This is a genomic window from Comamonas sp. JUb58 (genome assembly GCF_004364775.1).
Classification (GTDB): domain Bacteria; phylum Pseudomonadota; class Gammaproteobacteria; order Burkholderiales; family Burkholderiaceae_C; genus Comamonas.
In genome coordinates, this window is the sequence record NZ_SOAL01000012.1 from 57,002 (window position 1) to 81,774 (window position 24,773).

Sequence of the window (24,773 nt, forward strand, 5' to 3'; positions counted from 1 at the left end):
CCGACCTTCTCAAAACCAGCCACCAGCCAGCCTCTGCGCTGGCTGTTTTCATTGGCGCCATCGATGCCGCCCTGCCGCAGACCCAGTGCACGCGCTGCGGCTACCCCGACTGCCGCCACTATGCCCAGGCCATTGCCCAGGGAGAGGCGCCAATCAACCAATGCCCGCCCGGCGGCCAGGAAGGCGTGGCGCGGCTGGCCGCCATCACCGGCCAGGCCGCGCTGCCGCTGAACCCCGACAACGGCCTGGAAGCCGTGCGCGTCATCGCCAGGATCGATGAGAACTGGTGCATCGGCTGCACCTTGTGCATCAAGGCCTGCCCGACCGATGCCATCCTGGGCGCGAACAAGCGCATGCACACCGTGATCCCCGAGGCCTGCACCGGCTGCGAGCTCTGCCTGCCGGTCTGCCCGGTCGATTGCATCGAGCTGGACAATGCCAGCGGTGATGCCACCGGCTGGGCCGCCTGGAGCCCGGCGCAGGCCGACGAGGCCCGGCAGCGCTACCACCGGCACCAGCAGCGCCTGGACGGAGCCCACCGCCCGCAGGCATCCGCCCCAGCGGCCAGCGCAACCAGCGCGCCACGCGCTGCCCCTGCAGGGCTCAGCGCCCAAGCGGCCCAGGCGGCTGCCGTCAGTGCGGCGGCAGCGCAAAATAACGCGGCCAGCAAGGCCAACCTGGCAGCACCGGCCGCCGCCGACAAAAAGGCAATCCTGGCTGCCATTTTGGCCAAAGCCAAGCAGCAACAAGGCGGCAAGCCCTCGTCTTAATGGCTGCTAGGCGCCGGGCGCCTGCCAAAGGCCGCCAAGCCCCTACCGGGCATGACAGAACGGCGCAAAAAAACCGGCGCCTCTGCACCATAATGGCTGGCTTATGAACCCCTTGCTCCAGAAACTGCAGCCCTACCCGTTTGAGCGCCTGCGCCAGTTGTTTGCCGGTGTGACACCGTCCGCAGACAAGTCGCCCATCAGCCTGGGTATCGGTGAGCCCCGCCACCCCACCCCCGCCTTCATTGAGCAAGCGCTCTCGGATAACCTGGCCGGTCTGTCGGTCTACCCGGCCACCGCTGGCACGCCCGCACTGCGCGAGGCTTTTGCCAAATGGCTATCGACCCGCTACGGCCTGCAGGTGGATAGGCAAAAGCACACCCTGCCGGTCAATGGCAGCCGTGAGGCGCTGTTTGCCTTCACGCAAACGGTGGTGGACAGCAGCAAGCCCGACCCGGTCGTGCTCTGCCCCAACCCCTTCTACCAAATCTACGAAGGCGCAGCCCTGCTCGCAGGCGCCACGCCTTACTACGTGCCCAGCATCGCCAGCAAGAACTTTGCCGTGGACTGGGCCAGCGTGCCCGAGGACATCTGGCAACGCACCCAGCTGATCTTTGTCTGCTCGCCCGGCAACCCCACCGGCGCGGTGATGCCGCTCGAAGAGTGGAAGAAGCTGTTTGAGCTCTCCGACCGCTATGGCTTTGTCATTGCCTCGGACGAGTGCTACAGCGAAATCTATTTCCGCGACGAGCCCCCCCTGGGCGGCATGCAGGCAGCGGCGCAGCTGGGCCGCAGCGACTTCCGTCGCCTGGTGTCCTTCACCAGCCTGTCCAAGCGCAGCAATGTGCCCGGCCTGCGCAGCGGTTTTGTCGCCGGTGATGCCGAGCTGATCAAGGCCTTCGCGCTCTACCGCACCTACCAGGGCGGCGCGATGAGCCCGCCGGTGCAGGCGGCCAGCATTGCGGCCTGGGGCGATGAGCGCCATGTCGAAGACAACCGCGAGCAGTACCGCCGCAAGTTTGCCGAAGTCACGCCCGTGTTGTCGGCCGTGATGGACGTGCAGCTGCCCGACGCCAGCTTTTACCTCTGGGCCGGCGTGCCCGAGCACATGGGCTTGTCGGACACCGAGTTCGCGCGCGAACTCTATGCCCAATACAATGTCACGGTTCTGCCAGGCAGCTATCTGGCCCGTGACTTCAACGGCAGCAATCCTGGCGCTGGCCGCATCCGCATGGCCCTGGTTGCCCAGACCGCCGAATGCCTGGAAGCCGCACAGCGCATTGCCCAATTCATTCAATCCTGGAAAAAAGCCTAAACCATGACGCAACAACTGCAAACCATCATCGAATCCGCCTGGGAAGCCCGCACGACGCTCTCGCCTGCCTCCGCTCCCAAAGAAATCGTCGATGCGGTCGACCATGTGATCAACGCCCTGGACCAGGGCGAACTGCGCGTGGCCACCCGTGAAGGCGTGGGCCAGTGGACCGTGCACCAGTGGATCAAGAAGGCCGTGCTGCTGTCGTTCCGCCTGAAGGACAACGCGCTGGTGCAAGCCGGTGACCTGAACTTCTACGACAAGGTGCCCACCAAGTACGCCGGCATGTCCGAAGCCGACATCGCGGCCACCGGCGTGCGCGTGGTGCCGCCTGCTGTGGCACGCCGCGGCAGCTATGTGGCCAAGGGCGCCATCCTGATGCCTTCCTACGTCAACATCGGCGCCTATGTGGGCGAAGGCACCATGGTCGACACCTGGGCCACCGTGGGTTCCTGCGCTCAAGTGGGCAAGAACGTTCACCTCTCCGGTGGCGTGGGCCTGGGCGGCGTGCTCGAACCCCTGCAAGCCAACCCCACCATCATTGAAGACAACTGCTTCATCGGCGCCCGCTCCGAAATCGTTGAAGGCGTGATCGTCGAAGAGAACTCGGTCATCTCGATGGGCGTGTACATCAGCCAGTCCACCAAGATCTACAACCGCATGACCGGCGAAGTGACCTACGGCCGCGTGCCTTCGGGCTCGGTGGTGGTGAGCGGCTCCATGCCTGCCAAGGACGGCAGCCACAGCCTGTACTGCGCCGTGATCGTCAAGCAAGTGACGCCTGAGACCCGCGCCAAGACCAGCATCAACGACCTGCTGCGCGACTGATCTGCCGCCCAGGCGATCCACAAGCCCTGCACGCTTTGCGCTGCAGGGCTTTTTTGTGATCGCCTCCCTGGCGCTTTGCTTGCAGCGCGGGCACAACATCATTTATTCATAGTCTCGCTAAGCCTACAATCTCAGCACAAATTATTGGAGGGAACTGACATGGGAACCATGGAGCGAATCTTGCGCCTGATGGCGGACAACAAAGCCTCGGATGTCTATCTGTCAGCCAATGCGCCTGCGCTGGTCAAGATCCAGGGCGAGTGCATCCCCCTCAACAACCAGACCCTGACGCCGGATGCGCCGCGCACCCTGCTGGCCGAGATCGTGCCACCCGAACGCATCGAAGAGCTGGATGAAACCGGTGAGCTCAACATCGGTGTGCCGCTCGAAGGTGTGGGCCGTTTCCGTGTCAGCGCCATGCACCAGCGCGGCACCTGCGCCGTGGTCATCCGCTATGTGCCGCAGGACATCCCCAGCCTGGAGCAGCTGGAGCTGCCCGAGATATTCCAGGATCTGATCATGACCCGCCGTGGCCTGGTGCTGTTTGTTGGCGCCACCGGCTCGGGCAAGAGCACCTCGCTGGCCGCGATGATCGACCACCGCAACGGCCAGCAAAGCGGCCACATCCTGACGGTGGAAGACCCGATCGAATACCAGTTCAGCAACCGCCGCTCCATCGTCAACCAGCGCGAAGTGGGCAGCGATACCAGCTCGCTGCAGACGGCGCTGAAGAACGCGCTGCGCCAGGCCCCTGATGTGATCATGATTGGCGAAATCCGCGACCGCGAAACCATGTCGGCCGCGATTGCCTATTCCCAATCCGGCCACCTCTGCCTGGCCACCTTGCACGGCAACAACAGCTACCATGCGCTCAACCGGATCCTGAGCTTCTACCCCGTCGAAGTGCGCCCCACGATGCTGGGCGACCTGGCATCGGCGCTGCGCGCCGTGGTGTCGCAGCGCCTGGTCAAGACCGTCAGCGGCAAGCGCACGGCGGCCATCGAGGTGATGCTGAACACCAAGCTGGTGGGCGAGATGATCGAGCAAGGCAACTTCTCGGCCGTGCGCGAGGCGATGGAAAAGTCCATGGCCGAAGGCTCGGTCACCTTTGAAGGCGCGCTGGCCGCGCTCATCCACAGCGGCAAGATCAGCCGCGAGGAAGGCCTGGCCAACTCCGACTCGCCAACCAACCTGATGTGGCGCCTGCAGAATGACTTCCAGATGGCAGCGAATGCCGCCAAGGCCCAGGTCGCCGCCAAGCCCGAGCTGGACGACGCGGCCTCGTTCACCGAAATCGTGCTCGATGTGAACCAAGAGTAAGATAGCGGCCGTTGCCCCTTGGTGGCAATATGCCTTGAATGCGGCCTGCGGGCCGCATTGTTGTTGACCCCTCCGCCCCACCCATTAGACGCCATGTCCCGCACCCTGCAACTGACCGAGCAACTGATCGCCCGTCCCTCCGTGACGCCCAACGACGAAGGCTGTCTGGAAATGATTTCCGACCTGCTCCAGCCACTGGGTTTTGCCTGCGAGCGCATGGACAGTGGCCCGGACAGCTTCCGGGTGAGCAACCTCTGGGCGCTGCGCCGCAGCGGCGTGGCCGGTGCCAAGACTGTGGTCTTTGTCGGTCACACCGATGTGGTGCCCACCGGCCCGCTGGAGCAATGGAACTCGCACCCCTTCACCCCCTCGCACCGCGATGGCAAGCTCTATGGCCGTGGCGCCAGCGACATGAAGACATCGATCGCCGCCTTTGTCGTGGCCGCCGAGGAGTTTGTCGCCCAGAACGCCGCAGCGCCGCTGGATATTGCGCTGCTGCTGACCAGTGACGAAGAAGGCCCGAGCGTGGACGGCACGGCGGTCGTCGTCGAGCAGCTGCGCCAGCGCGGCCAGGTGCTGGACTACTGCCTGGTAGGCGAACCCACCGCCGTGCAAAAGCTCGGCGACATGGTCAAGAACGGCCGTCGCGGCAGCCTCACCGGCAAGCTCACCGTCCATGGCGTGCAAGGCCATATCGCCTACCCGCAACTGGCCCGCAACCCCATCCACCAGGGCCTGGGCGCGCTGGGCGAGCTGGCTAGCACCGTCTGGGACGAAGGCAATGCCTTCTTCCCGCCCACCAGCTTCCAGATGAGCAATATCCATGCGGGCACGGGCGCCGGCAATGTGATCCCGGGCCAGATGGTGGTGGATTTCAACTTCCGCTTCAGCACCGAATCGACGGCCGAGAACCTGAAGGCCCGCGTCAAATCCACCTTGGAGCGCCATGCGCTGGAGTACGACCTGAAGTGGACCCTGGGTGGCAAGCCCTTTCTGACCACGCCCGGTGTGCTGGTGACGGCCGTGCAGCAGGCCATCCACGACGAAGTAGGGCTGGAAACCACGCTCTCCACCACCGGCGGCACCAGCGATGGCCGCTTTGTCGCCGACATCTGCCCGGAAGTCATCGAGATCGGCCCGTCGAACGCCACCATCCACAAGATTGACGAGTGCGTGGCCGTGGCCGATATCGAGCCGCTGAAAAACATCTACCGCCGCATTCTGGAAAACCTGGCACGCTAATCCAGCACCCGTATAGCCCTGGCGTCTTGCGGCTGTCATCAAGCCTACAATGGCGGTCTTTGATTTTTGCCAGAGTTGAGCCATGACCACCATCCGCACCCTGATTGATGACAGCGCAGCTGCCCTGAGCACTGCTGGCGTGCATTTTGGCCATGGAACGACCAATGCCCAGGACGAAGCCAGCTGGCTGGTGCTCTGGTCGCTGGGCTTGCCAGTGGACAGCGACACCAGCCCCGATGGCGCCGAATCGGTGGCGAACCAGGCCGTCAGCGATGAACAGCGCGGCAAGCTGGAAACGCTTGTGACCGAGCGCATCCGCAGCCGCAAGCCCGCCGCCTACCTGACCCAGCAAGCCTGGCTGCAAGGCGTGCCCTTCTACATCGACGAGCGCTCCATCGTGCCGCGCAGCCTGATTGCCGAGCTGCTGGCCGATGGCAGCATTGACGACTGGCTGAGCGACAAGACCCGCCAGGTGCTGGACCTGTGCACCGGCAATGGCAGCCTGGCCTGCCTGGCCGCCATGGCCTACCCGGATGTGCAGGTGACCGGTGCCGATCTGTCAGCCGATGCGCTGGCCGTGGCCCGCATCAATGTGGACCAGCATGGCCTGCAGGAGCGTGTGCAGCTCGTGCAGTCGGACGGCATGGCCAACGCACGCGGCCCCTGGGATCTGATCATCTGCAACCCGCCCTATGTCAATGCCCAAAGCATGGCGAGCCTGCCACTGGAATACCAGGCCGAGCCGGTGCTGGCCCTGGCCGGTGGCCAGGATGGCATGGACTTTGTGCGTGGCCTGATTCTGGAGCTGCCCCAGCGCCTGAATGAGGACGGTGTGCTGGTGCTGGAGATTGGCAACGAGCGCGCCTACTTCGAGGCCGCCTTCCCCGGCTTGCCAGTGTTCTGGATGGACACCAGCGCGGGCGATGACCAGGTGCTGCTGCTGACGCGTGAAGCGCTGATGCACTGGTCGCAAGAGCAACCCACGCAGCTTTAAGCACCTGTTCTCAGCGAATCCTGTTCTGGCTCAGTAAGCCAGCATTCTGCAGGCCAGCCGGCTGATAGGCCGGTGCAGGCAGGATTCCAGCTTGGGCGGCAGCAGCATGGGCTTGAGCAGCATCTGCACCGCCAGCTGGGCCGGCAGGCCGGTGCTGATCAGGTGGTAGATGCGCTGGGCGACATCGTCAAAGCTGCGCTGCCGGTCCGCAAACAGCACACCCTTGTTGGCAAACACATGGCGCAGCGCCACGTCGGAATCACTCTCGCGCAGTTCTTTCAGGCGGCTGTACAGCGCCTGCGCAATGCGCAGCCGGCCAACGGGCTCCTTGGCCTGCAAGCTCTTGAAGTAGCTCAAAAAATGCTTGAAGTGGCCGACCTCGTCATTGCGGATATGGCCCAGCAGCTCGGTCAGCACCGGCTCCTGGCTGAGCGCGCGCAGGGTGTGGTAGTAAGCGGTAGTGCCGGTCTCCACCACGCAGCGCGCCACCATCTCCAGGCGCGGGTCTTCCAGCAAGGCCTCTTGCGTGCACAGCAGCGAATACTCGGCAAAAAAGCTGTCATAGGCCTTTTGCCAGTCAAAACTGGGCCACACAGTCTCCACATAGCGTCGCAGCGATTCGCCGTGCTGCAACTCCTCATGCTCCCAGCGGTCTTCCAGCCAATGCTGGATGTCCGGGTAACGCGCATAGTGCGCGCCCAGGTTGGCGGCATAGGTGTCCGAGCCGGTCTCGACAAAGGAGGCGCTCATCAGCAGGTAAAACATGTCCTCGTCGTTCGCCACGGCGCTGTGGTCGATCTGTGCGTAGCGAATATCGGCCAGTTGCCAATGGGCCTTGGCGGATGCCGCCGCGGCCGAATCCTCATTGCTGGCTGGCTGGCGGTCGTCGGCAGGCCGTCCATGCATTTCAGAGGCTGTTGTCATAACACGATCCTTGTGATGGCCATCACTGAAATATGGCGTTTGCACACTGCAGTATGGCCCTGAGGCAGGAGCTTGGGTAGGCCCAGGCAGGTGACAGCGTTTAACAGCAGCACTCGCCTACAAGGGCACGAGGCCTTGGCCTACCTGGGCTGAAAATCAGCTTTTCAGCACAACTAACCACCGCCCGCTATGCCCTGCATGCCCCTGGGCCAAGCCCAGGGCGGCGATAATCGAGCCCATTCATGATTACGCTGAAAAATATCACCCTGCGCCGCGGCACCAAAGTGCTGCTTGACGGCGTCACCACCACCATCAACCCGGGCGAATCGGTGGGCCTGGTCGGCCGCAACGGCGCCGGCAAGTCCACCTTGTTTGCGCTGCTCAACGGCTCGCTGACGGAAGACGGTGGCGATTTCCACATCCCCGCCCAGTGGCGCATGGGCCAGGTGGCCCAGCACATGCCCGAAACCGAGGAATCGGCCACCCAGTTCGTGCTGGAAGGCGATACCCGTCTGGTCGAAGTGCAGGCCCAGCTGGAGGCTGCGGAAGCTTCCGGTGACGGCATGGCCCTGGCCCAGGCCTATGCCGACCTGGCCGATGCCGGTGCCCACGATGCCGTGCCCCGTGCGCAGGCGCTGATCCTGGGCCTGGGCTTCAAGGTGCAGGAGCTGGAACACCCGGTCAACAGCTTCTCAGGCGGTTGGCGCATGCGCCTGCAGCTGGCCCGCGCACTGATGTGCCCCAGCGATCTGCTGCTGCTCGACGAACCGACCAACCACTTGGACCTGGATGCACTCGTCTGGCTCGAAGCCTGGCTCAAGCGCTACCCCGGCACCCTGATCACGATCAGCCACGACCGCGAATTTCTCGACGCCATCACCAATGTGACCCTGCAGATCCAGGGTGGGCAGCTGACGCGCTACGGCGGCAACTACAGCCGCTTCGAAGAGCTGCGTGCCCAGCAGCTGGAGCTGCAACAGGCCAGCTTTGCCAAGCAGCAAGAGAAGATGGCGCATCTGCAGAAGTTCATTGACCGCTTCAAGGCCAAGGCCAGCAAGGCCAAGCAGGCGCAAAGCCGGGTCAAGCAGCTTGACCGCATGGAGAAGATTGCGCCGGTGCTGGCCGAGGCCGAGTTCACCTTCGAGTTCAAGGAACCGGCCAACCTGCCCAACCCGATGCTGGCCATCACCGATGCCGCCTTTGGCTACGAGGACGAGGACGGCAAGCAGACCACCATCTTGCAGGGCGTCAACCGCTCGGTGCTGGCAGGCCAGCGCATTGGTATTCTGGGTGCCAACGGCCAGGGTAAATCGACCCTGGTCAAGACCATCGCCCGCGAGATGAAGGCGCTGGCCGGCACTGTGACCGAGGGCAAGGGCCTCAACATCGGCTACTTTGCCCAGCAGGAGCTGGACGTGCTGCGCCCCAGCGAGAACCCGATGGAGCACATGATTCGCCTGGCTAAGGAACTTGGCAGCGAAGGCAACAGCGCCCGTGAGCAGGACCTGCGCAACTTCCTGGGCACCTTCAACTTCAGCGGCGACATGGTCAAGCAGGCCGTGGGCAGCATGAGCGGTGGCGAAAAAGCGCGCCTGGTGCTGGCGATGATCGTCTGGCAGCGCCCCAACCTGCTGCTGCTCGACGAGCCAACCAACCACTTGGACCTGGCCACCCGCGAAGCGCTGGCGATGGCACTGAACGACTTTGACGGCACCGTGATGCTGGTCAGCCATGACCGCCATCTGCTGCGCGCCGTCTGCGAAGACTTCTGGATGGTCGGCCGTGGCCAGGTCGGCCCCTTCGATGGCGACCTGGACGACTACCAGCGCTACCTGCTGGACGAATCCAAGCGCCTGCGCGAAGAAGCCCGCCAAGCCGATATGCAATCGCGCAGCAAGGATGCAGCGCCTGCACCAGCGGCCGCGCCCGTCGCCGCACCGGTTGCGGCACCCGCGCCAGCCCCTGCGCCTGCGCCCGCCAAGGCCGAGCCCGTGGGTGACCCCAAGGAAGCGCGCCGCCTGGCGGCACTGGCCCGCCAGCAACTGGCCGACAAGACCAAGCCCTTCAAGAAAGAGCTGGAACAGATCGACAAGAAGCTGCCCCAGCTCAACACCCAGCGCGATGCGCTGGAGACCAAGCTGGCGACCCCGGGTCTGTCGGGTGCCGACATCGTCGAAGCCGGCAAGCAGCTGAGCGCCGTCAATGGCGAGATCGAGCAGCTCGAAGAGCGCTGGCTGGAGCTGTCCGAGCAGATCGAGGCCATCAGCCAGGAGCTGAACGCGACCGCTTAAACGGCCAACGTGCAGAGACGCCATGCAACGCATCATCCGCAGCCAGGACTTCACCGCCGAGCGCCCCTGGGGCGCCCAGGACATTGCCCAGATGAACGGCACCAGCGTCCGTTTGCACTGGACGGACCAGCCCTACATCTGGCATGTCAACGACGGCGAGGAAGTCTTTGCGGTGATGCAGGGCCTGGTGGTGATGCACTGGCGCGAGGCCGGCGAAGAAAAGCAAACGCTTTTGCAGGCCGGCGATATCTTCCATGCCGGCGTGGGCTGCGAGCATGTGGCCCACCCGCAGGGTGAGGCGCGGATTTTGGTGATTGAAAAGGCTGGCAGCGTGTAGCCTGCACCCTACGTCAGGCTTGGCAGCGCTGACTGCATCCGCCTACACTGCCAGGCCCGGCACTGCCCCTCCAAGCCATGCATGAAGACCCACCCCGCGACAGCAGCGAGCGCCATGTGCGTATCTTTTTTGGTAGCTTGCTGGGCCTGTTCATCGCAGCTGTCATCGGCTTTCATGCCGAGCCCAGCTGGATGGCATGGGCCTTGCTCTGCGTCATCTGCGCAGCGGTTTGCGCCTGGCTTGCGGTCCAGTATGGCGATGGTTTCTGGCACAGGATGCTGCATCTGATGCGTTGGTGGTAGCGCATCTCTCTACGCCGCAGACGGGCCTCCAGCTCGCCAGTCACTGCTCCTTTTCCTGCAGCAAGCGCCACATCACCTTGCCGCTGCCACTCTTGGGCAGCTGCTCCACCAGTTGCACCAGGCGCGGCGCCTTGTACACCGCCATGTGCTCACGGCACCAGTCAATGATGTCCTGCGCGCTGACAAGGCCCTGCTGGCCTTGCCGCAGCACCACCACGGCCTTGACGGTCTCGCCCCGGTATTCATCGCGGGCGGAGATCACGCAGGCCTCCAGGATCGCAGGATGGCGGTACATAAGGCTCTCGACCTCGGCCGGCCAGACCTTGTAGCCGCTGGCGTTGATCATGCGCTTCAGGCGATCGGTGAGGAAGAAGTAGCCATCGGCATCGCGGTAACCCAGGTCCCCGGTGCGGAAGAAAAGCTGGCCTCCCACCTCAATAAAGCTGGCGGCCGTGGCCGCAGGCTGCTTCCAGTAGCCCTGCAGCACCTGCGGGCCCTGCACCACAATCTCTCCCACCTCGCCATCGGCCATGGGCTGCCCGGTGTCGGGGTCGATCACCAACGACTGCATGCCAATATGCGGCAGCCCCAGGCACTGCTGCTTGGGGTGCTCGTAGGGGTTGGCATGGGAGGCGCCGCAGGTTTCCGTCATGCCATAGCCCTCGATATAGTCCAGGCCCCAGACCTCCTTGACACTTTGCGCCACCGACTGCGGCATCGCTGCGCCGCCGCCGCCCATGTAGACGAGGCTGCGGGTGTCCATCTGCGCCAGGTTCGGGCTGGCCAGCAGGTCCACCACCATGGTCGGGATATTGGCCCAGTGCGTCACCCGCCAGCGCGCCATCAGCGCGGCCGCCAGCTGCCGGTCCCAGCGCGGCATGATCACCAGGGTGGCCCCGGCACAGATTAGCACATGCATGATGGACACCATGCCGGTGATGTGGAACATCGGCGCCACCACCAGGTTCACGCTCTCGGTGCTTTGCCGGCCCCAGAGCACGCCCGCCATCGCCGCATGCTGCACATGGCTGTGCGCATGGATGCAGCCCTTGGGCAGGCCGGTGGTGCCACTGGTGTAGGGCAGGATCGCCATATCGCTGGCCGCCACCTCGATCGCCGGTGGCTCGGCCGCGCACTGGACGGCATCCAGCCACCGGCTGACCGTGGTCGCTCCCAGCAGATCGGCCCCTGGCAAAGGCTGCTGGCCCAACAGCCAGGGCAGCCAGGCAGGCGGAAAATCCGGCTGCCTCGCAGCATCGGCCGGCATGGTATCCGACAGATGGCTGATGACCAGGTGCGCCAGCTGCTGCTCCGGTGGCAGGCTGCCACTGGCCTGACAGAGCGCAGGCGCCAGATCGGCGGTAGTGATAGCCAGGCGCGCATCGGCATCGCTGATGTAGTGCGCCAGCTCGGCGGCGGTGTTCATCGGGTTAACGGGCACCACCACCGCATTGGCACGCAGGATGGCGTAGTGCGCCAGTACCAGCTGCGGGCAGTTCTGCATCAGCAGGATGACCCGGTCGCCCTTGCGTACGCCTTGCTGGTGCAGGTGGGCGGCCAGGCGTTCGGTCTGCTCCTGCATCTGGCCATAGCTGATGGCTTGGTCAAAAAACACCAGTGCGGCATGGTCCGGATAGCGCCGGGCATTGACGGCCAGGTTGTCCCAGACCGAGGTGGCCGGCAAGGTTAGGCGCCGGGGCACACGCCCGGGCCAATAAACAGATACCGGGGCAGATACGGAGGCAGCGGTGGAGGCAGGCAGGTCTGCAGCAGGATGCATGGCGGGTCCCGAACATTCAAAGCGAGTTTCGGTCCAGTATGCCCAGCAGCCCGGCCACCAGCCCGTCGCTTAGGGGACCAGCGTGCCCGGCTGAGAGGCGCCCTGCTGCTGCACCCAGTGCAGCACCACCTGCCAGCGCTGGGCTGCAGCAGCCAGTTGCTGCTGGTCGTCACCCGGGACAGCCTGGCGCCAGGCGATATCGGCCATCACCGCGTCCTGCCACATCTGCGCCTGCTGCTCCACCTGGGCCTGCTGGAACTGGGCCAGCAAGGCTGTTGGTGATGCGGCGGGCGTATAGGCATAGGGATTGATGCCATGGCGCCAAAAGCGCCACTGCAGGCGCAGCGCCTGCCGGGTCACCGCCCGGCCCTGCAAGCGCTGCCAGTGGTGAAAGGCCTCATGCGCCAGCCAGCCCGCCACCAGGGGCGCATCCAGGCGCAGGCACTGCCGGGGGTCGGATGCGGCAAAGCAGTAGGCCGGCATCGACAGAAAGCCGCCGTTGAACGACAGCGCACGCCGCGTATCGCCCAAGCGGCGCAGGTAAAGCCGCATGCGCGTCCAGCCCGGGTGCTGCGGCTGGCCAAAGTAGCGCGCCAGCAGCGCCCATTCATCGGCCGTCAGCGGACGGGACCAGAACAGCATGCGCTGCAGCCTCTGCACCCATGGCCTGCTGCCTTGCCTGCCCATCAAGCAGCGCTCCAGCAGAGGCTGCGATCCGCGTCCGAGCAGCCCGGACCTACACCCCATCCAGCGCCCTGGGCCTGATGGTTAACACCGATCCTCGGCATGCCCAATAAATTGGATACTGAATACATAGAAGGGCGTTTAGCAGAAATTTTCAGCATTTATCTCCATATTGCTCGTGCAAGAAGTCGTTTTTATTCATCCATTGGTATTTTCTGTATACAAGGAGTGGGTATGAAGAACATGTTTAGGCGCCGCGCGGCCCTCGCCGCCTCTTTGCTGGCAGCGCTGCTGCCGCTGTCACCAGCCCAGGCGCAGGCACCGCACAAGATACGTTATGAGGAGGTCGTGCGCTCCGTGCTCTATGTTCCCATGTATGTGGGCATCCAGAAAGGCATGTTCAAGGATGCCGGCATAGAGATGAGCATGAAAACCTCGCAGGGCACCGACAAGGGCATGGCCGCCCTGCTCTCGGGCAGCGCCGATATCGTGCTGATTGGGCCCGAGGCCTCAATCTATGTGGCCAACAGCGAGTCACCCGTCAAACCCATCGTGTTTGCCGGCCTGACGGCCACCGACGGGTTCTTGCTGATGGGCCGCAAACCTGAGCCGAATTTCGACTGGAAGCAGCTGAAGGGCCGCAAGATCATGTCCTTCCGCCCGGGCTCCAACCCCGACATCTTTCTGGAAACGGCCTTGCGCAAAAAAGGGCTGGATCCGAAAAAGGACCTGAGCATGGTCAGCAACATCGGGCCGGCTGCGCGCACCGGCGCCTGGCTGGCCGGGCAAAACGACTATGCGATCTTTCTGGAACCCGAAGCCAGCACCCTGGAGAAGCAGGGCAAGGCCTTCACCCTGGGCGCGGTAGGCAAAGAAGTCGGCATGGTCGATTACACCGTCTTCACCACCACCGATGCCTATCTGAAGAAAAACCGCGCTGCCGTGCAGGCCTGGACCCAGGCGGTGGCGAAAGCCCAGCAGTACACGGCCGCAGCGCCAGCGGGCGAGTTGGCCGATCTGGTGGGCAGCTACTTCACCGGCATGGACAAGGCCGAGCTGGTCAGCGCCATTGAGCGCTACCAACAACTGCAGCTGTGGAAGAAAACGCCGATGGTCGAGAAGCAGGCCATGGACCAGTTGCAGGACATGCTGGTGCAAGGCGGGGTGCTGGAGGTGGGCAAGAAAGTGGACTATGCGCGTTTTGTCGACATGGGCCTGGTGCAGAGCCTGGCGCAAAAATAAGGAGCTGCCATGAACCTCCCCTACCGCATCCACGTCGACAACGTCTCCCTGCGCTACTTCACACCCCAGGGAGAAACCCAGGCGCTGCAGAACATCAACCTCTCGGTCAAGGCGGGCGAATTCATCAGCCTGATCGGCCAGTCCGGCTGCGGCAAGAGTACCTTGCTGTCGATCCTGGCGGGCATCCTGCCGCCGTCCAGCGGCACCGTGCTGGTCGATGGCCAGACCATCATCGGCCCCAACCCGCGCATCGGCTACATGCTGCAGCAGGACTACCTGTTCGAATGGCGCACCATTCTGGAGAACACCTTGCTGGGCGCCCAGATCCAGAAGAAGGACCTGGCCGCCGCCGAAAAGCGCGCCACCCAACTGCTGCACAAATGCGGCATGGGCGACTACCTGCACCACTACCCCCGCCAGCTCTCGGGTGGCATGCGCCAGCGCGTGGCACTGGCCCGCACCCTGGTCACCAACCCGGATGTGGTGCTGCTCGACGAGCCCTTCTCCGCACTCGACTCGCAAACCCGATTGTCGATTGCCGATGAGGTGGTCGATGTGCTGCGCGACGAGGGCAAGTCGGTGATCCTGGTCACCCACGACATTGGCGAGGCCATTGCGATGACCGACCGCGTCATCGTGCTCTCGCGCCGGCCCGGGCGCATCAAGTCGGTACACCACATGGATTTCCCCTCGCAGGGAGGCAAGCGGCCCACGCCCTTCGAGGCCCGAGGCTGCCCTGAATTCAACGACTACTTCAATGTGCTGTGGGACGAGATCGATGCCCACGTGGAAGGCTAAGCATGAGCACCGTCATGAACACCACCAACACGGCGGCCCCGGCCCAGGCCGACACCCCCAGCCCTGAATACCGCCAGTGGCTGGCCCAGATCCAGCGCCGCAAACGCCTGATTGCGCTCAGCCGCGCCGGCCTCTTGCTTGCATTCCTGCTGGTCTGGGAGGTACTGGCGCGCAGCCACATCCTCAACCCCATGCTCACCAGCTATCCCTCGGCCGTGCTGCCCACCCTGGTCGATCTGGCCCGCAACGGCGACCTGCTGGGCCACACCTGGATCACCTTCAAGGCCACGGTGATCGGCTTTGCCGTCAGCATGCTGCTGGGCATTGCCATGGCCGCGCTGCTGTGGTGGAGCAGCTTTCTGAAAAAGGTGCTCGATCCCTTCCTGGTGATCGCCAATGCCATGCCCAAGATTGCCTTTGTACCCATCTTCTACATCTGGCTGGGCTCGGAGTACTCGGTCTACGGCATGGCCGTCGCGATCTCGCTGTTCATCACCATCATGGTGGTCTATGAAGGCTTCCAGGCCATCGATCCCAACAAGATCAAGCTGGCCACCACCTTGGGCGCCAGCAAGTTCCAGGTGATGAAGTACGTGGTGTTCCCGGGCAGCGTGCCGGCGGTGATTGCCGCGATCAAGATGAACATTGGCCTCTCGCTGATCGGCGTCATCGTCGGCGAGTTCCAGTCCTCCAGCGCCGGACTGGGCTTTTTGATCGTCAATGGCAGCCAGGTGTTCAAGCTCAATGTGGTGATGGCCTCCATCGTCGTGCTGGCCTTGTTGTCCGCCGTGATGTACATGGCCGTTACCCGGCTGGAGAAAAGCGTCCAGCACCGCTACGCCTGAGCCCTGTTCACGCCCCCCATTTCAAGAAACCAAGAAACGACAACCCCATGCAGTTTGAACCCTGGATTGAAGAACGCGTGCTGGCCCGCCAAGGGGTGCTCCACCCCTATGACCGGTTGGATGCCGCGACCACGGCCTTTGTCATCGTGGATCTGCAGAACTACTACACCCAGCCCGGTTTTCAGGGCGAATGCGCACCGGCCCGCGCCATCTTTGGCCAGGTCAACCAGCTCGCTGCGGCGCTGCGCGCCAAGGGCGGCACCGTGGTGTGGATCAAGACCAGTGCCGACGGCGCCGACCAGTTCTGGTCCCACCACCACCGCCACATGCTGACGCCCGAGCGCAGTGCGCGCCGGCTGCTGGAGCTGGGCAGCGGCCATGCCGGCTTTGCAATGCCGCCGGCGCTCGATGTACAGCCGGGCGACCTCACGGTCGTCAAGCGCTGCTACAGCGCGCTGGCCCCGGGCGCCTCCGACCTGGATGCCGTCCTCAAGGCAAGGGGCGTGCGCACGGTGCTGATCGGCGGCACCGTCACCAATGTCTGCTGCGAATCGACCGCACGCGACGCGATGATGCTGGACTACGCCACCATCATGGTCGACGACGCGCTGGCCGCCGTCACACCCTATGAGCATGTGCACAGCCTCAACAACTGGATGCTGTTCTTTGGCGATGTGCTGACGGTGGACGAGGTGGTCACCCGCCTGGGTTGATTCCAAAAAAACCGGCCATGCTGCGCGAGGCAGCATGGCCGGTGTCCCTGCATCCTTACTGCTGCAGCTGCTGCCAGACCTTGTCCAGCCGCTTGCTGCTGACCGGGTAAGGCGTGCGCAGCTCCTGCGCAAAAAAGCTCACCCGCAGCTCTTCCAGCATCCAGCGGTACTCCTGCATGCGCGCATCCTCCTGGCCCTTGCGCTCTGCGACCAGGCGCCAGTAGCGCTGCTCCAGCGGCTGCAGCTCCTTGAGCTTGGCGACGTCGCGTGCCGGGTCGGCCCGGTACTTGTCCAGGCGCGCGGTGATCGCTTTCAGGTAGCGGGCATAGTGGCCCAGCTGGGCCCAGGGTGCGATGGCGATGAAGTTCTTGGGCACCAGCTTTTGCAGCTGCTGCTGGGCATCTGCGGTGGCCTCGGGGGCGTTCTTGGTGTCCTTGATCTTGCGCACGGCAGCCATGTATTCCTGCAGCACGCCAGCAGCCATGCGCGCCACCTCGTTGGCGATCAGGGTCAGGCGCCCGCGCCCGTCCTGCACCCGCTGCTTGAACTGCTGCGCATCGGCGGGCAGCGGCTCTTGCAGAAAGGCGCGGTCAATCGCCACATTAATGATCTGCTCGCGCAGCTCTTCCTGCGTGCCCAGCGGCATATAGCCCACCGCCATCTTCTGCAGATCGGGGATGTTCTTCTCCAGGTACTTGAGCGCATCGCGGATCTGCAGCGCAAACAGGCGGCGCAGGCCCAGCGCATGGCGGCTGGCTGCCACCTCGGGCTCGTCAAACACCTCGATGCCGACGCCGTTGCCGTGGTCGATCAGTGCGGGGAAGCCAATCAGCGTCTGGTTGCCCTTCTTGATCTCCATCAGCTCGGGCAAGGCGCCAAAGCTCCAATCGGTCCAGAGCTTGTCGGCCGCATGCACGGGCCCCGACGGCTTGGCCTGGGCTGCCCCGCTATTGGGCGCCGGGGCCGCCTTGCCACCCTGCTTGGCAGCGGCGGCCGGCGCTTGTGCCGGCGCCGCCGCGCCCACGCCATCGGCCTGCGGCGCGATCTTGAGCTCGGCCAACGCCTGGAAGGCGCCGCGCGCCTTGGCGCCCCACTGGGCCTTCAGGGCGCCCAGGTTGCGGCCCTGGCCCAGCTGGCGGCCATGCTCGTCGCTGATGCGGAAGTTCATGAACAGATGTGGGCTGAGCATGTCCAGCTTGAAATCGGCGCGCTTGATATCCAGCGAGGTCTCGTCGCGTGCTTGCTTGAGCAGCACCTCGACCAGGCTGCCGGCACCAAAGCGCTCGGCGCTGCCCAGCAGCTCGGCCAGGCGCTGGGCGTTTTCAGCCAACGGCACAAAGCGGCTGCGCGGGCGCTGGGGCAGACTTTTGAGCAAGGCCTGGATCTTGTCCTTGAGCATGCCCGGCACCAGCCATTCGGCTCGCTCCTCGCTTACCTGGTTGAGCACAAACAGCGGCACCGTCACGGTCACGCCATCGCGCGGGTCACCGGGCTGGTGCAGGTAGCTGGCCGTGCAATCGACCCCACCCATCTTGATGGTCTTGGGGAAGGCGGCCGTCGTGATGCCGGCGGCCTCATGGCGCATCAGCTCGTCGCGCGACAGGCGCAGCAGATCGGGGTTGCGCGCGCTCTCGTCCTTGACCCAGCGCTCCAGCGCCCGGCCGGTGCAGATGTCTTGCGGAATCTGCTGGTCGTAGAACGCATAGATCAGGGCTTCGTCCACCAGCACGTCCTGCCGGCGGCTCTTGTGCTCCAGCTCCTCGACCTTGGCAATCAGCTTCTGGTTGGCCTGCAAGAACGGCAGGCGCGTCTCCCAGTCGCCTTCGACCAGCGCCTGGCGGATAAAGATATCGCGCGCGCCTTGCGGGTCGATCTTGCCGTAGCTGATGCGGCGCTGGCTGTAGACCACCAGGCCATACAAGGTGGCGCGCTCATAGGCCGCAACCTCGCCCTGCTTTTTCTCCCAATGCGGGTCCAGCAACTGCTTGCGCAGCAGATGCGCGCCCACCTGCTCCAGCCACTGGGGCTCGATGGCGGCAATGCCCCGGCCGTAGAGGCGCGAGGTCTCGACCAGTTCGGCCGCGACAATCCAGCGGCCCGGTTTTTTGGACAGGTGCGCACCGGGGTGCGGATGGAAGCGGATGCCACGCGCACCCAGGTAGCCATCGCCCTCCTCGGTCTTGAAACCGATATTGCCCAGCAGGCCCGAAAGCATGGACAGGTGCACGGCCTCGTAGCCGGCGGCCTCCTCGTTCATCGGCCAGCGCTGCTCCTTGACCACCGTCAGCAGCTGCGAATGGATGTCGCGCCACTCGCGCACGCGGCGGATATTGATGAAGTTCTGGCGCAGCAGCTGCTCCCACTGCCGGTTGCTCAGCTTGTGGCTGGCCTCGTCGGCCACGCTGTCCTGCGGCGTGAAAGCTGCCAGCGGCGCGGCCGTGTCCACTGCGGCAATAGCACCGGTGCTGCGCTGGACCACCGGCAAAAAGGCGGCATTGCGCCCCAACGCCTGGCCCTTGGCCGGTGCCGATTGCTGGGCCATGTCCTTGCGGCTCTTGGCCACCACCTTGCCGCCGCGCGCATCCTGCAGCCATTTCCACAGCCGCAGGTAGCCACTGAACTCGCTTTTTTCGTCGTCAAACTTGGCATGCTGCTGGTCGGCCTGCTGCTGGGCTTCCAGCGGGCGGTCGCGCACATCCTGCACGCTCAGCGCCGAGGCAATCACCAGCACCTCGGCCAGTGCACCGCGCTCGCGCGCCTCCACAATCATGCGCGCCACGCGCGGGTCCAGCGGCAGACGCGACAAAGCCTGGCCCATTGGCAGCAGCTCGCCCTGCTCATCGACGGCACCCAGCTCGGCCAGCAACTGGTAGCCGTCGGCAATCGCGCGGCCGGATGGCGCTTCCAGAAACGGGAAGTTCACCACATCGCCCAGGCGCAAGGCTTTCATGCGCAGGATAACGCCGGCCAAGGACGAGCGCAGGATTTCCGGATCGGTGAAGGGGCTGCGTGACTGGAAATCGGCCTCGTCATAGAGACGAATGCAGATACCGTTGGCCACGCGGCCGCAACGGCCGGCGCGCTGGTTGGCCGCTGCCTGGCTGACCGGCTCGACCAGCAACTGCTCGACCTTGCTGCGGAAGGAATAGCGCTTGACCCGGGCCGTGCCGGCATCGATCACATAGCGGATGCCGGGCACGGTAAGCGAGGTTTCGGCCACGTTGGTGGCCAGCACAATGCGGCGGCCGGTATGGCCTTCAAAAATGCGGTCCTGCTCGGCCTGCGACAGGCGCGAGAACAGCGGCAGCACCTCGGCATTGCGCAACACCGGCGAATGCTGCAGGTGCTTGCGCAAATGGTCGGCAGCCTCGCGGATCTCGCGCTCGCCGGGCAGAAAAATCAGGATGTCGCCGCCGGCCCCACCGGTCCACAGCTCATCGACGCCATCGGCTATCGCATCGTTGAGGTCGTAGTCCTTGGCATCTTCAAAGGGGCGGTAGCGCATCTCCACCGGGAAGGTGCGGCCCGAGACCATGATCACCGGCGCCGGGCCTTGCGGGCCGGCAAAGTGCTTGGCAAAGCGATCGGCATCGATGGTGGCCGAGGTCACCACCACTTTCAGATCGGGGCGCTTGGGCAGCAACTGGCGCAGATAGCCCAGCAGAAAGTCGATATTGAGGCTGCGCTCATGGGCCTCGTCAATGATCAAGGTGTCGTAGGCCTTGAGCAGCGGGTCGGTCTGGGTCTCGGCCAGCAAGATACCGTCGGTCATCAGCTTGACCGAGGCGTCCTTGGACAAACGGTCCTGGAAACGCACCTTGTAGCCCACCACATCGCCCAGGGGGGTCTGCAGCTCTTCGGCGATGCGCTTGGCCACGCTGCTGGCTGCAATACGGCGGGGCTGGGTGTGGCCGATCAAATGGCCGCGCACCTCACCCTTGTCATTGGGGGTGGCATTGATCTTGCCGCGGCCCAGGGCCAGTGCAATCTTGGGCAGCTGGGTGGTCTTGCCCGATCCGGTCTCGCCGCAGACGATGATGACCTGGTGGCGGTCCATGGCCTCCATGATTTCATCACGGCGGGCGGAAACTGGCAGGGATTCGGGAAACGTAATCTTGAGCGACATAGGGGCAGCATTATCCCCGCAGCAGGCCCCCACCGGTTGCGAAGCCGCAACAACGCCTTGGACCCACGCAGGCTTTGCCGCTCAATCGCTGCTGCCGCCCCCGCAGCTGCTACCGCCGCAACTGCTGCCACTGCAGCTGGACGAGCCGCCATCGCTGTCCGCGCTGGTGCTGCTGCTCGCCACATCGCTGCTATCGCCAGCGCTGCTGCTGTCGTCGCGGTAGCTGCTGCTGTCGCTGCCCGACACCGGGCTGGAGCTGCTGTCCATGCTGCTGCTCGCCGCCGCTGCCGCCTGCGCAAATGCTGCCGCCCACTGGTCCAGCAGCTCCGGCGGGTAGAGCCAGCCGTCCTCCAACGCGGCTGCGGCATCCAACGCAAACAGCAGGGGGATGCCACCCAGCAGCGCGCCCACCATGTAGCGCCGGCTGTGCATGGCCGCATTCCAGCTCGGTTGCATCTGCGCTGCCTGGTTCTGCGCTGCCTGGTGCTGTGAAACGCCGGCGCTGGCTGCCTGCGCGGGCAGGTGGTGGAACATATGCCCGAAGGCACGCTGGCAAAACTGCTGGTAGCGCCGCGTATCCAGGATGAAGGCATGCCAGAGCGCATCGGCCAGGCGCGAGGGCATCTGCAGCTGCGCGCGGGGTGCCAGCCAGTGCATGATGAAAAACTGGCGCAGCGCCTCTTCGGCCTGCGCCAGGTTGGCATCGCTCAGGTAGGGATAGTCACGCCAGATCGCCTTGCGGTAGGCTGCATCGAACCGGTACTGCTGCAAAAAGCGCAATTGCCGGCGTCTGCGCAGCCCGCGCCAGCCCAGCACAGCGAACAGCGCGGCAACGATGGCGGCAAAGATCAGAAACATACGGCCCACCCAGCGCCGAGGTTGGCGCGCAAGCAGCCAGGAACGCCATCAACGCGATCAAGCCTTGGGCACGGGTACATCAATGGCCTCCCCGATGGCATAGAAATGGCCGCCGGCGACATAGTGCAAAGTGCGTAGCGCCTGCGGTGCGGTCTCGAAATGCCAGTGGCCGTCGCGGAACACCCGGTCGTCGGCCCAGGCCCCGGTGACCTCGCCAATGAACAGGTCATAGCTTTGTTGGTTGTGGGGCTCGGGCAGCAGCCGGCATTCCAGCCAGGCGGCGCAGCCAGCCACCAGGGGCGTTTGCTGACCGGGGGCATCAAACAGCTGCACGCCGGATTGGGCCAGCTTGCCCGGTTGCTGCAGCGCGCTGATGGTGCCCAGCTCCACCGTCAAGGCGGCGATGGGTACGGTGGGCAGCTGCAGCGCAAAGCGGCCGCTGGCCTCAACCAGCGCACGGGTGCGGGTGGCCTTGTCCAGCACCACGGTCACCTTGGGCGGCATGAAGTCCAGCGCGCAGGCCCAGGCGGCGGCCATCACATTGCGCTCGCCGCCATGGGCAGCGGACACCAGCACCGTGGGGCCGTGGTTGAGCAGGCGGTAGGCTTTTTCCAGCGCCACGGGTTGGAAGTGGGGGTTGGCGCTGCCAGAGATCAGGTCCATAGAGGCGGTCTGCAAATACAAGATGCCTCCATTGTGCATGTCTGCGCCCTCCAGCGCATCCGCCAGCGCAGCCTGCCGCTCAATCGATGCGGATCTGCGCGGCCTTGACCACCCGCGCCCATTTGTCGATCTCGGACTGCAGGCGCTGCGCCATTTCTTCGGGCGTGCCGGGGTCGGCCTCGGCACCCGCCACATACAGACGCTGGCGCACTTCCTGCGCCCGCATCACCTGGTTGAAATCGGCATTGACCTTGGCGACGATCTCCTTGGGCGTGCCGGCCGGCGCAAACAGCGCCGCCCAGGAATAGGCTTCGTAACCGGGCAGGCCCTGCTCGGCAATGGTCGGCACCTCGGGCATGATCGCCGAGCGCTTGGGACTGGCAACGCCCAGCACCCGCACCTTGCCGCTCTTGATATGGCCAATGGCGGTGGGCGCATCGCTGAACATCATGGCCACCTGGCCGCCCAGCACATCGGTCATCGCGGGGGCGCTGCCCTTGTAGGGAATGTGCAGCAGCTTGGTGCCGGCATGCATGTTGAAGAGTTCCCCCGCCAGGTGGGTGCCGCCGCCATTGCCCGACGAGGCAAAGGCCAGGTTGCTGCCCGGCTTTTTGGCCAGCGCAATCAGCTCCTGCACATTCTTGGCCGGCACGCTGGGGTTGACCACCAAGAACACCGGGAACATGGCCGCAAAGCTCACCGGCACAAAGTCCTTCTGGATGTCATAGCTCAGCTTGGGGTGCAGCGAGGGGTTGACCGAATGGTGGATCGCGCCAACAAACAGGCTGTATCCGTCGGCCGGTTGGCGCGACGCCATCTCGGCACCGATGATGCCGCCACCGCCCGCGCGGTTGTCGATAAAGGTGCCCTGGCCCCAGAGCTGGCCCAAGGGCGGCACAAAGGCACGCGCCGTCGTATCGACCGGGCCGCCGGGTGGGAAGGGCACGATGAACTTGACCTGCTTGTTGGGGTAGTCGGCCGCATGCGCAGCCCCCGCATGCAGCAAAGGCAGGCCGGCGGCCAGGGGCGCTGCGCCCAGCGCCAGCATCTGGCGGCGGTTGATGGTGGTGGTCATGCTTGTCTCCAGGCTATTTTTTGCAAAACCGCCATCATCGGCCCGGCGCGCCGGTTTGCCCACACCTGCGCCGTTTGTGATTGCGAAACCTCCACTTCGCGCCAGCAGAAATGGACATGGCGGCACTGATGGATTTTTCCCATGGCGGCGAGGGCAAATCTGCAGCCAACTGCATGCAGGCGCGCGATGTTTGTATAACAATAGCGGCAGCCGCAAACCGCCGATCTGGCGTGCTTCTAGGAAATACCCAACCCCACCCCCATGTCCGCTGTATTCAATTTCACCTTTGTGCCCTGGTTCCGTTCGGTGGCACCTTATATCCATAAGTTTCGCAACCAGACTTTTGTAGTGGGCGTGACAGGTGAGGCGATTGCAGCGGGCAAGCTGCAGTCCATCGCCCAGGATCTGGCCTTGATCCAGGCGCTGGGTGTCAAGATCGTGCTGGTCCATGGTTTCCGACCCCAGGTGAATGAGCAGCTCGCAGCCAAGGGCCATGCGCCGCGCTATTCGCATGGCATCCGGGTGACCGATTCGGTGGCGCTCGATTGCGCCCAGGAGGCCGCTGGCCAGCTGCGCTTTGAGATTGAAGCGGCCTTCAGCCAGGGTCTACCCAATACGCCGATGGCCGGCGCCACCGTGCGGGTGATCTCCGGCAACTTTGTGACCGCCCGCCCGGTCGGCATTGTTGATGGCGTGGATTTCATGCACTCGGGCCTGGTGCGCAAGGTCGATGTTGGCGGTATCCACCGCACCCTGGATATGGGCGCGATGGTGCTGGTCTCCCCGTTCGGCTTCTCGCCCACCGGCGAGGCCTTCAACCTCAGCATGGAAGAAGTGGCCACGCGCGTGGCCATCGAGCTCAAGGCCGACAAGCTGATGTTCCTGACCGAGGTGGCCGGCATTCGCCAAAGCCCGCTGGAAGCCGAAAGCGAAGAAAACCCGGTCGACACCGAGCTGCCGCTGGATGTGGCGCAGAAACTGCTGGCCGAGCTACCCCCCGCCACCTTGCCCACCGATGTGGGCTTTTACCTGCAGCATTGTGTGAAGGCCTGCAAGGAAGGTGTGGAGCGCAGCCACATCCTCCCCTTTGCCACCGATGGTGCGCTGCTGCTCGAAGTCTATGTGCACGATGGCATCGGCACCATGGTGATCGATGAGCGTCTCGAAGAGCTGCGCGAAGCCAAGCCTGACGATGTCGGCGGCATTTTGCAGCTGATCGAGCCTTTCGAGAAGGACGGCACCCTGGTCAAGCGCAGCCGCACCGAGATCGAGCGCGATATCTCCGCCTACACCATCATCGAGCACGATGGCGTGATCTTTGGCTGCGCCGCCCTCTACCCCTACCCGGAAGCCGGCACTGCCGAGATGGCCGCCGTCACCGTATCGCCGCAAAGCCAGGGCACAGGCGATGGCGAAAAGCTGCTCAAGCGCATCGAGCAACGGGCCCGCGCCACCGGCCTCAAGAGCATCTTTGTGCTCACCACCCGCACGATGCACTGGTTCCTCAAGCGCGGCTTCCAGCCCGTCGATCCGGAATGGCTGCCCGAGCAACGCAAGGCCAAGTACAACTGGAGCCGCAAGAGCCAGGTGCTGGTCAAGTACCTTTGATCGCGCCAGCTTGAAGCGCGCACAGCAAAACTGCCCCTGACCAGGGGCAGTTTTTGTTGGT

21 protein-coding genes are annotated in these 24,773 nt (G+C 64.4%); 14 read left to right on the plus strand and 7 right to left on the minus strand.

What is annotated here, in order from left to right:
* Positions 1 to 38 precede the first annotated feature (38 nt).
* The 6 genes from EDF71_RS14300 to prmB all read left to right on the plus strand — a co-directional run bounded on the left by EDF71_RS14300 (position 39) and on the right by prmB (position 6,466).
* Positions 39 to 770: an RnfABCDGE type electron transport complex subunit B gene (locus tag EDF71_RS14300; protein WP_133857363.1), complete on the plus strand. Its 732-nt coding sequence runs from the start codon at positions 39 to 41 to the stop codon at positions 768 to 770.
* A gap of 103 nt (positions 771 to 873) precedes the next feature.
* A complete protein-coding gene (gene dapC / locus EDF71_RS14305) occupies positions 874 to 2,082 on the plus strand; it encodes a succinyldiaminopimelate transaminase (RefSeq protein ID WP_133857260.1) in 1,209 nt (402 codons plus the stop codon).
* Positions 2,083 to 2,085: 3 nt separating this feature from the next.
* Entirely contained in the window at positions 2,086 to 2,910 is an 825-nt protein-coding gene (gene dapD / locus EDF71_RS14310; RefSeq protein ID WP_116925564.1) for a 2,3,4,5-tetrahydropyridine-2,6-dicarboxylate N-succinyltransferase, read from the plus strand.
* A 159-nt stretch (positions 2,911 to 3,069) separates the two neighbouring features.
* Positions 3,070 to 4,230 (plus strand): PilT/PilU family type 4a pilus ATPase, encoded by a 1,161-nt coding sequence (locus EDF71_RS14315; RefSeq protein WP_133857261.1) that lies wholly within the window; start codon positions 3,070 to 3,072, stop codon positions 4,228 to 4,230.
* A 93-nt stretch (positions 4,231 to 4,323) separates the two neighbouring features.
* The gene (gene dapE, locus EDF71_RS14320; protein WP_133857262.1) at positions 4,324 to 5,472 is read left to right on the plus strand and encodes a succinyl-diaminopimelate desuccinylase; all 1,149 of its coding nucleotides are present in this window, start codon (positions 4,324 to 4,326) and stop codon (positions 5,470 to 5,472) included.
* Positions 5,473 to 5,554: 82 nt separating this feature from the next.
* A complete protein-coding gene (gene prmB, locus EDF71_RS14325; protein ID WP_133857263.1) occupies positions 5,555 to 6,466 on the plus strand; it encodes a 50S ribosomal protein L3 N(5)-glutamine methyltransferase in 912 nt (303 codons plus the stop codon).
* A 30-nt stretch (positions 6,467 to 6,496) separates the two neighbouring features.
* Here prmB and EDF71_RS25055 read toward each other — a convergent pair whose 3' ends face one another.
* Positions 6,497 to 7,390, minus strand: coding sequence for a ferritin-like domain-containing protein (locus EDF71_RS25055; RefSeq protein WP_243854314.1), 894 nt, complete (start codon positions 7,388 to 7,390; stop codon positions 6,497 to 6,499).
* 242 nt (positions 7,391 to 7,632) lie between these two features.
* Between EDF71_RS25055 and EDF71_RS14335 the strand changes: the two genes are divergently transcribed.
* The 3 genes from EDF71_RS14335 to EDF71_RS14345 all read left to right on the plus strand — a co-directional run bounded on the left by EDF71_RS14335 (position 7,633) and on the right by EDF71_RS14345 (position 10,320).
* A complete protein-coding gene (locus EDF71_RS14335) occupies positions 7,633 to 9,681 on the plus strand; it encodes an ATP-binding cassette domain-containing protein (RefSeq protein WP_133857264.1) in 2,049 nt (682 codons plus the stop codon).
* A 22-nt stretch (positions 9,682 to 9,703) separates the two neighbouring features.
* The gene (locus tag EDF71_RS14340) at positions 9,704 to 10,018 is read left to right on the plus strand and encodes a cupin (RefSeq protein ID WP_116925560.1); all 315 of its coding nucleotides are present in this window, start codon (positions 9,704 to 9,706) and stop codon (positions 10,016 to 10,018) included.
* A gap of 77 nt (positions 10,019 to 10,095) precedes the next feature.
* A complete protein-coding gene (locus EDF71_RS14345) occupies positions 10,096 to 10,320 on the plus strand; it encodes a hypothetical protein (RefSeq protein WP_133857265.1) in 225 nt (74 codons plus the stop codon).
* Between the two features lie 40 nt (positions 10,321 to 10,360).
* Here the strand turns inward: EDF71_RS14345 and EDF71_RS14350 are convergent, their stop codons facing one another.
* A complete protein-coding gene (locus tag EDF71_RS14350) occupies positions 10,361 to 12,100 on the minus strand; it encodes a long-chain-fatty-acid--CoA ligase (protein WP_133857266.1) in 1,740 nt (579 codons plus the stop codon).
* Between the two features lie 69 nt (positions 12,101 to 12,169).
* Positions 12,170 to 12,742 carry a hypothetical protein gene (locus tag EDF71_RS14355; RefSeq protein ID WP_208301056.1) on the minus strand — a complete coding sequence of 191 codons (573 nt, stop codon included), beginning with the start codon at positions 12,740 to 12,742 and terminating at the stop codon, positions 12,170 to 12,172.
* A gap of 276 nt (positions 12,743 to 13,018) precedes the next feature.
* Between EDF71_RS14355 and EDF71_RS14360 the strand changes: the two genes are divergently transcribed.
* Genes EDF71_RS14360 through EDF71_RS14375 form a run of 4 tightly spaced genes read left to right on the plus strand, consistent with a single transcriptional unit; the run spans position 13,019 to position 16,382 of the window.
* On the plus strand, positions 13,019 to 14,026 hold the full coding sequence (locus EDF71_RS14360; RefSeq protein WP_133857267.1) for an ABC transporter substrate-binding protein: 1,008 nt from the start codon (positions 13,019 to 13,021) through the stop codon (positions 14,024 to 14,026).
* A 9-nt stretch (positions 14,027 to 14,035) separates the two neighbouring features.
* Positions 14,036 to 14,824, plus strand: coding sequence for an ABC transporter ATP-binding protein (locus tag EDF71_RS14365; protein ID WP_133857268.1), 789 nt, complete (start codon positions 14,036 to 14,038; stop codon positions 14,822 to 14,824).
* Between the two features lie 2 nt (positions 14,825 to 14,826).
* Positions 14,827 to 15,669 carry an ABC transporter permease gene (locus EDF71_RS14370; protein WP_243854315.1) on the plus strand — a complete coding sequence of 281 codons (843 nt, stop codon included), beginning with the start codon at positions 14,827 to 14,829 and terminating at the stop codon, positions 15,667 to 15,669.
* A 47-nt stretch (positions 15,670 to 15,716) separates the two neighbouring features.
* Entirely contained in the window at positions 15,717 to 16,382 is a 666-nt protein-coding gene (locus EDF71_RS14375; RefSeq protein WP_133857269.1) for an isochorismatase family cysteine hydrolase, read from the plus strand.
* Positions 16,383 to 16,437: 55 nt separating this feature from the next.
* Here EDF71_RS14375 and hrpA read toward each other — a convergent pair whose 3' ends face one another.
* From hrpA to EDF71_RS14395, 4 genes are all read right to left on the minus strand, one after another.
* A complete protein-coding gene (gene hrpA, locus EDF71_RS14380) occupies positions 16,438 to 20,508 on the minus strand; it encodes an ATP-dependent RNA helicase HrpA (RefSeq protein ID WP_133857270.1) in 4,071 nt (1,356 codons plus the stop codon).
* A gap of 81 nt (positions 20,509 to 20,589) precedes the next feature.
* Positions 20,590 to 21,366, minus strand: coding sequence for a hypothetical protein (locus EDF71_RS14385; RefSeq protein ID WP_133857271.1), 777 nt, complete (start codon positions 21,364 to 21,366; stop codon positions 20,590 to 20,592).
* A 57-nt stretch (positions 21,367 to 21,423) separates the two neighbouring features.
* A complete protein-coding gene (locus tag EDF71_RS14390) occupies positions 21,424 to 22,029 on the minus strand; it encodes a flavin reductase family protein (protein WP_133857272.1) in 606 nt (201 codons plus the stop codon).
* A gap of 79 nt (positions 22,030 to 22,108) precedes the next feature.
* Entirely contained in the window at positions 22,109 to 23,104 is a 996-nt protein-coding gene (locus EDF71_RS14395; protein WP_133857273.1) for a tripartite tricarboxylate transporter substrate binding protein, read from the minus strand.
* 261 nt (positions 23,105 to 23,365) lie between these two features.
* Here EDF71_RS14395 and argA point away from each other — a divergent pair, with 261 nt between their 5' ends.
* On the plus strand, positions 23,366 to 24,712 hold the full coding sequence (gene argA / locus EDF71_RS14400) for an amino-acid N-acetyltransferase (protein ID WP_133857274.1): 1,347 nt from the start codon (positions 23,366 to 23,368) through the stop codon (positions 24,710 to 24,712).
* Positions 24,713 to 24,773: the final 61 nt, after the last annotated feature.

Coding starts and splice junctions, on each gene's coding strand:
- argA (WP_133857274.1), top strand. CDS start 23,366: ATGTCCGCTGTATTCAATTTCACCTTTGTGCCCTGGTTCCGTTCGGTG.
- hrpA (WP_133857270.1), bottom strand. CDS start 20,508: ATGTCGCTCAAGATTACGTTTCCCGAATCCCTGCCAGTTTCCGCCCGC.
- prmB (WP_133857263.1), top strand. CDS start 5,555: ATGACCACCATCCGCACCCTGATTGATGACAGCGCAGCTGCCCTGAGC.
- EDF71_RS14365 (WP_133857268.1), top strand. CDS start 14,036: ATGAACCTCCCCTACCGCATCCACGTCGACAACGTCTCCCTGCGCTAC.
- dapC (WP_133857260.1), top strand. CDS start 874: ATGAACCCCTTGCTCCAGAAACTGCAGCCCTACCCGTTTGAGCGCCTG.
- EDF71_RS14385 (WP_133857271.1), bottom strand. CDS start 21,366: ATGTTTCTGATCTTTGCCGCCATCGTTGCCGCGCTGTTCGCTGTGCTG.
- dapD (WP_116925564.1), top strand. CDS start 2,086: ATGACGCAACAACTGCAAACCATCATCGAATCCGCCTGGGAAGCCCGC.
- EDF71_RS14390 (WP_133857272.1), bottom strand. CDS start 22,029: ATGGACCTGATCTCTGGCAGCGCCAACCCCCACTTCCAACCCGTGGCG.
- EDF71_RS14340 (WP_116925560.1), top strand. CDS start 9,704: ATGCAACGCATCATCCGCAGCCAGGACTTCACCGCCGAGCGCCCCTGG.
- EDF71_RS14335 (WP_133857264.1), top strand. CDS start 7,633: ATGATTACGCTGAAAAATATCACCCTGCGCCGCGGCACCAAAGTGCTG.
- EDF71_RS14395 (WP_133857273.1), bottom strand. CDS start 23,104: ATGACCACCACCATCAACCGCCGCCAGATGCTGGCGCTGGGCGCAGCG.
- EDF71_RS14370 (WP_243854315.1), top strand. CDS start 14,827: ATGAGCACCGTCATGAACACCACCAACACGGCGGCCCCGGCCCAGGCC.
- EDF71_RS14355 (WP_208301056.1), bottom strand. CDS start 12,742: ATGCTGTTCTGGTCCCGTCCGCTGACGGCCGATGAATGGGCGCTGCTG.
- EDF71_RS14350 (WP_133857266.1), bottom strand. CDS start 12,100: ATGCATCCTGCTGCAGACCTGCCTGCCTCCACCGCTGCCTCCGTATCT.
- EDF71_RS14360 (WP_133857267.1), top strand. CDS start 13,019: ATGAAGAACATGTTTAGGCGCCGCGCGGCCCTCGCCGCCTCTTTGCTG.
- EDF71_RS25055 (WP_243854314.1), bottom strand. CDS start 7,390: ATGACAACAGCCTCTGAAATGCATGGACGGCCTGCCGACGACCGCCAG.
- dapE (WP_133857262.1), top strand. CDS start 4,324: ATGTCCCGCACCCTGCAACTGACCGAGCAACTGATCGCCCGTCCCTCC.
- EDF71_RS14315 (WP_133857261.1), top strand. CDS start 3,070: ATGGGAACCATGGAGCGAATCTTGCGCCTGATGGCGGACAACAAAGCC.
- EDF71_RS14345 (WP_133857265.1), top strand. CDS start 10,096: ATGCATGAAGACCCACCCCGCGACAGCAGCGAGCGCCATGTGCGTATC.
- EDF71_RS14375 (WP_133857269.1), top strand. CDS start 15,717: ATGCAGTTTGAACCCTGGATTGAAGAACGCGTGCTGGCCCGCCAAGGG.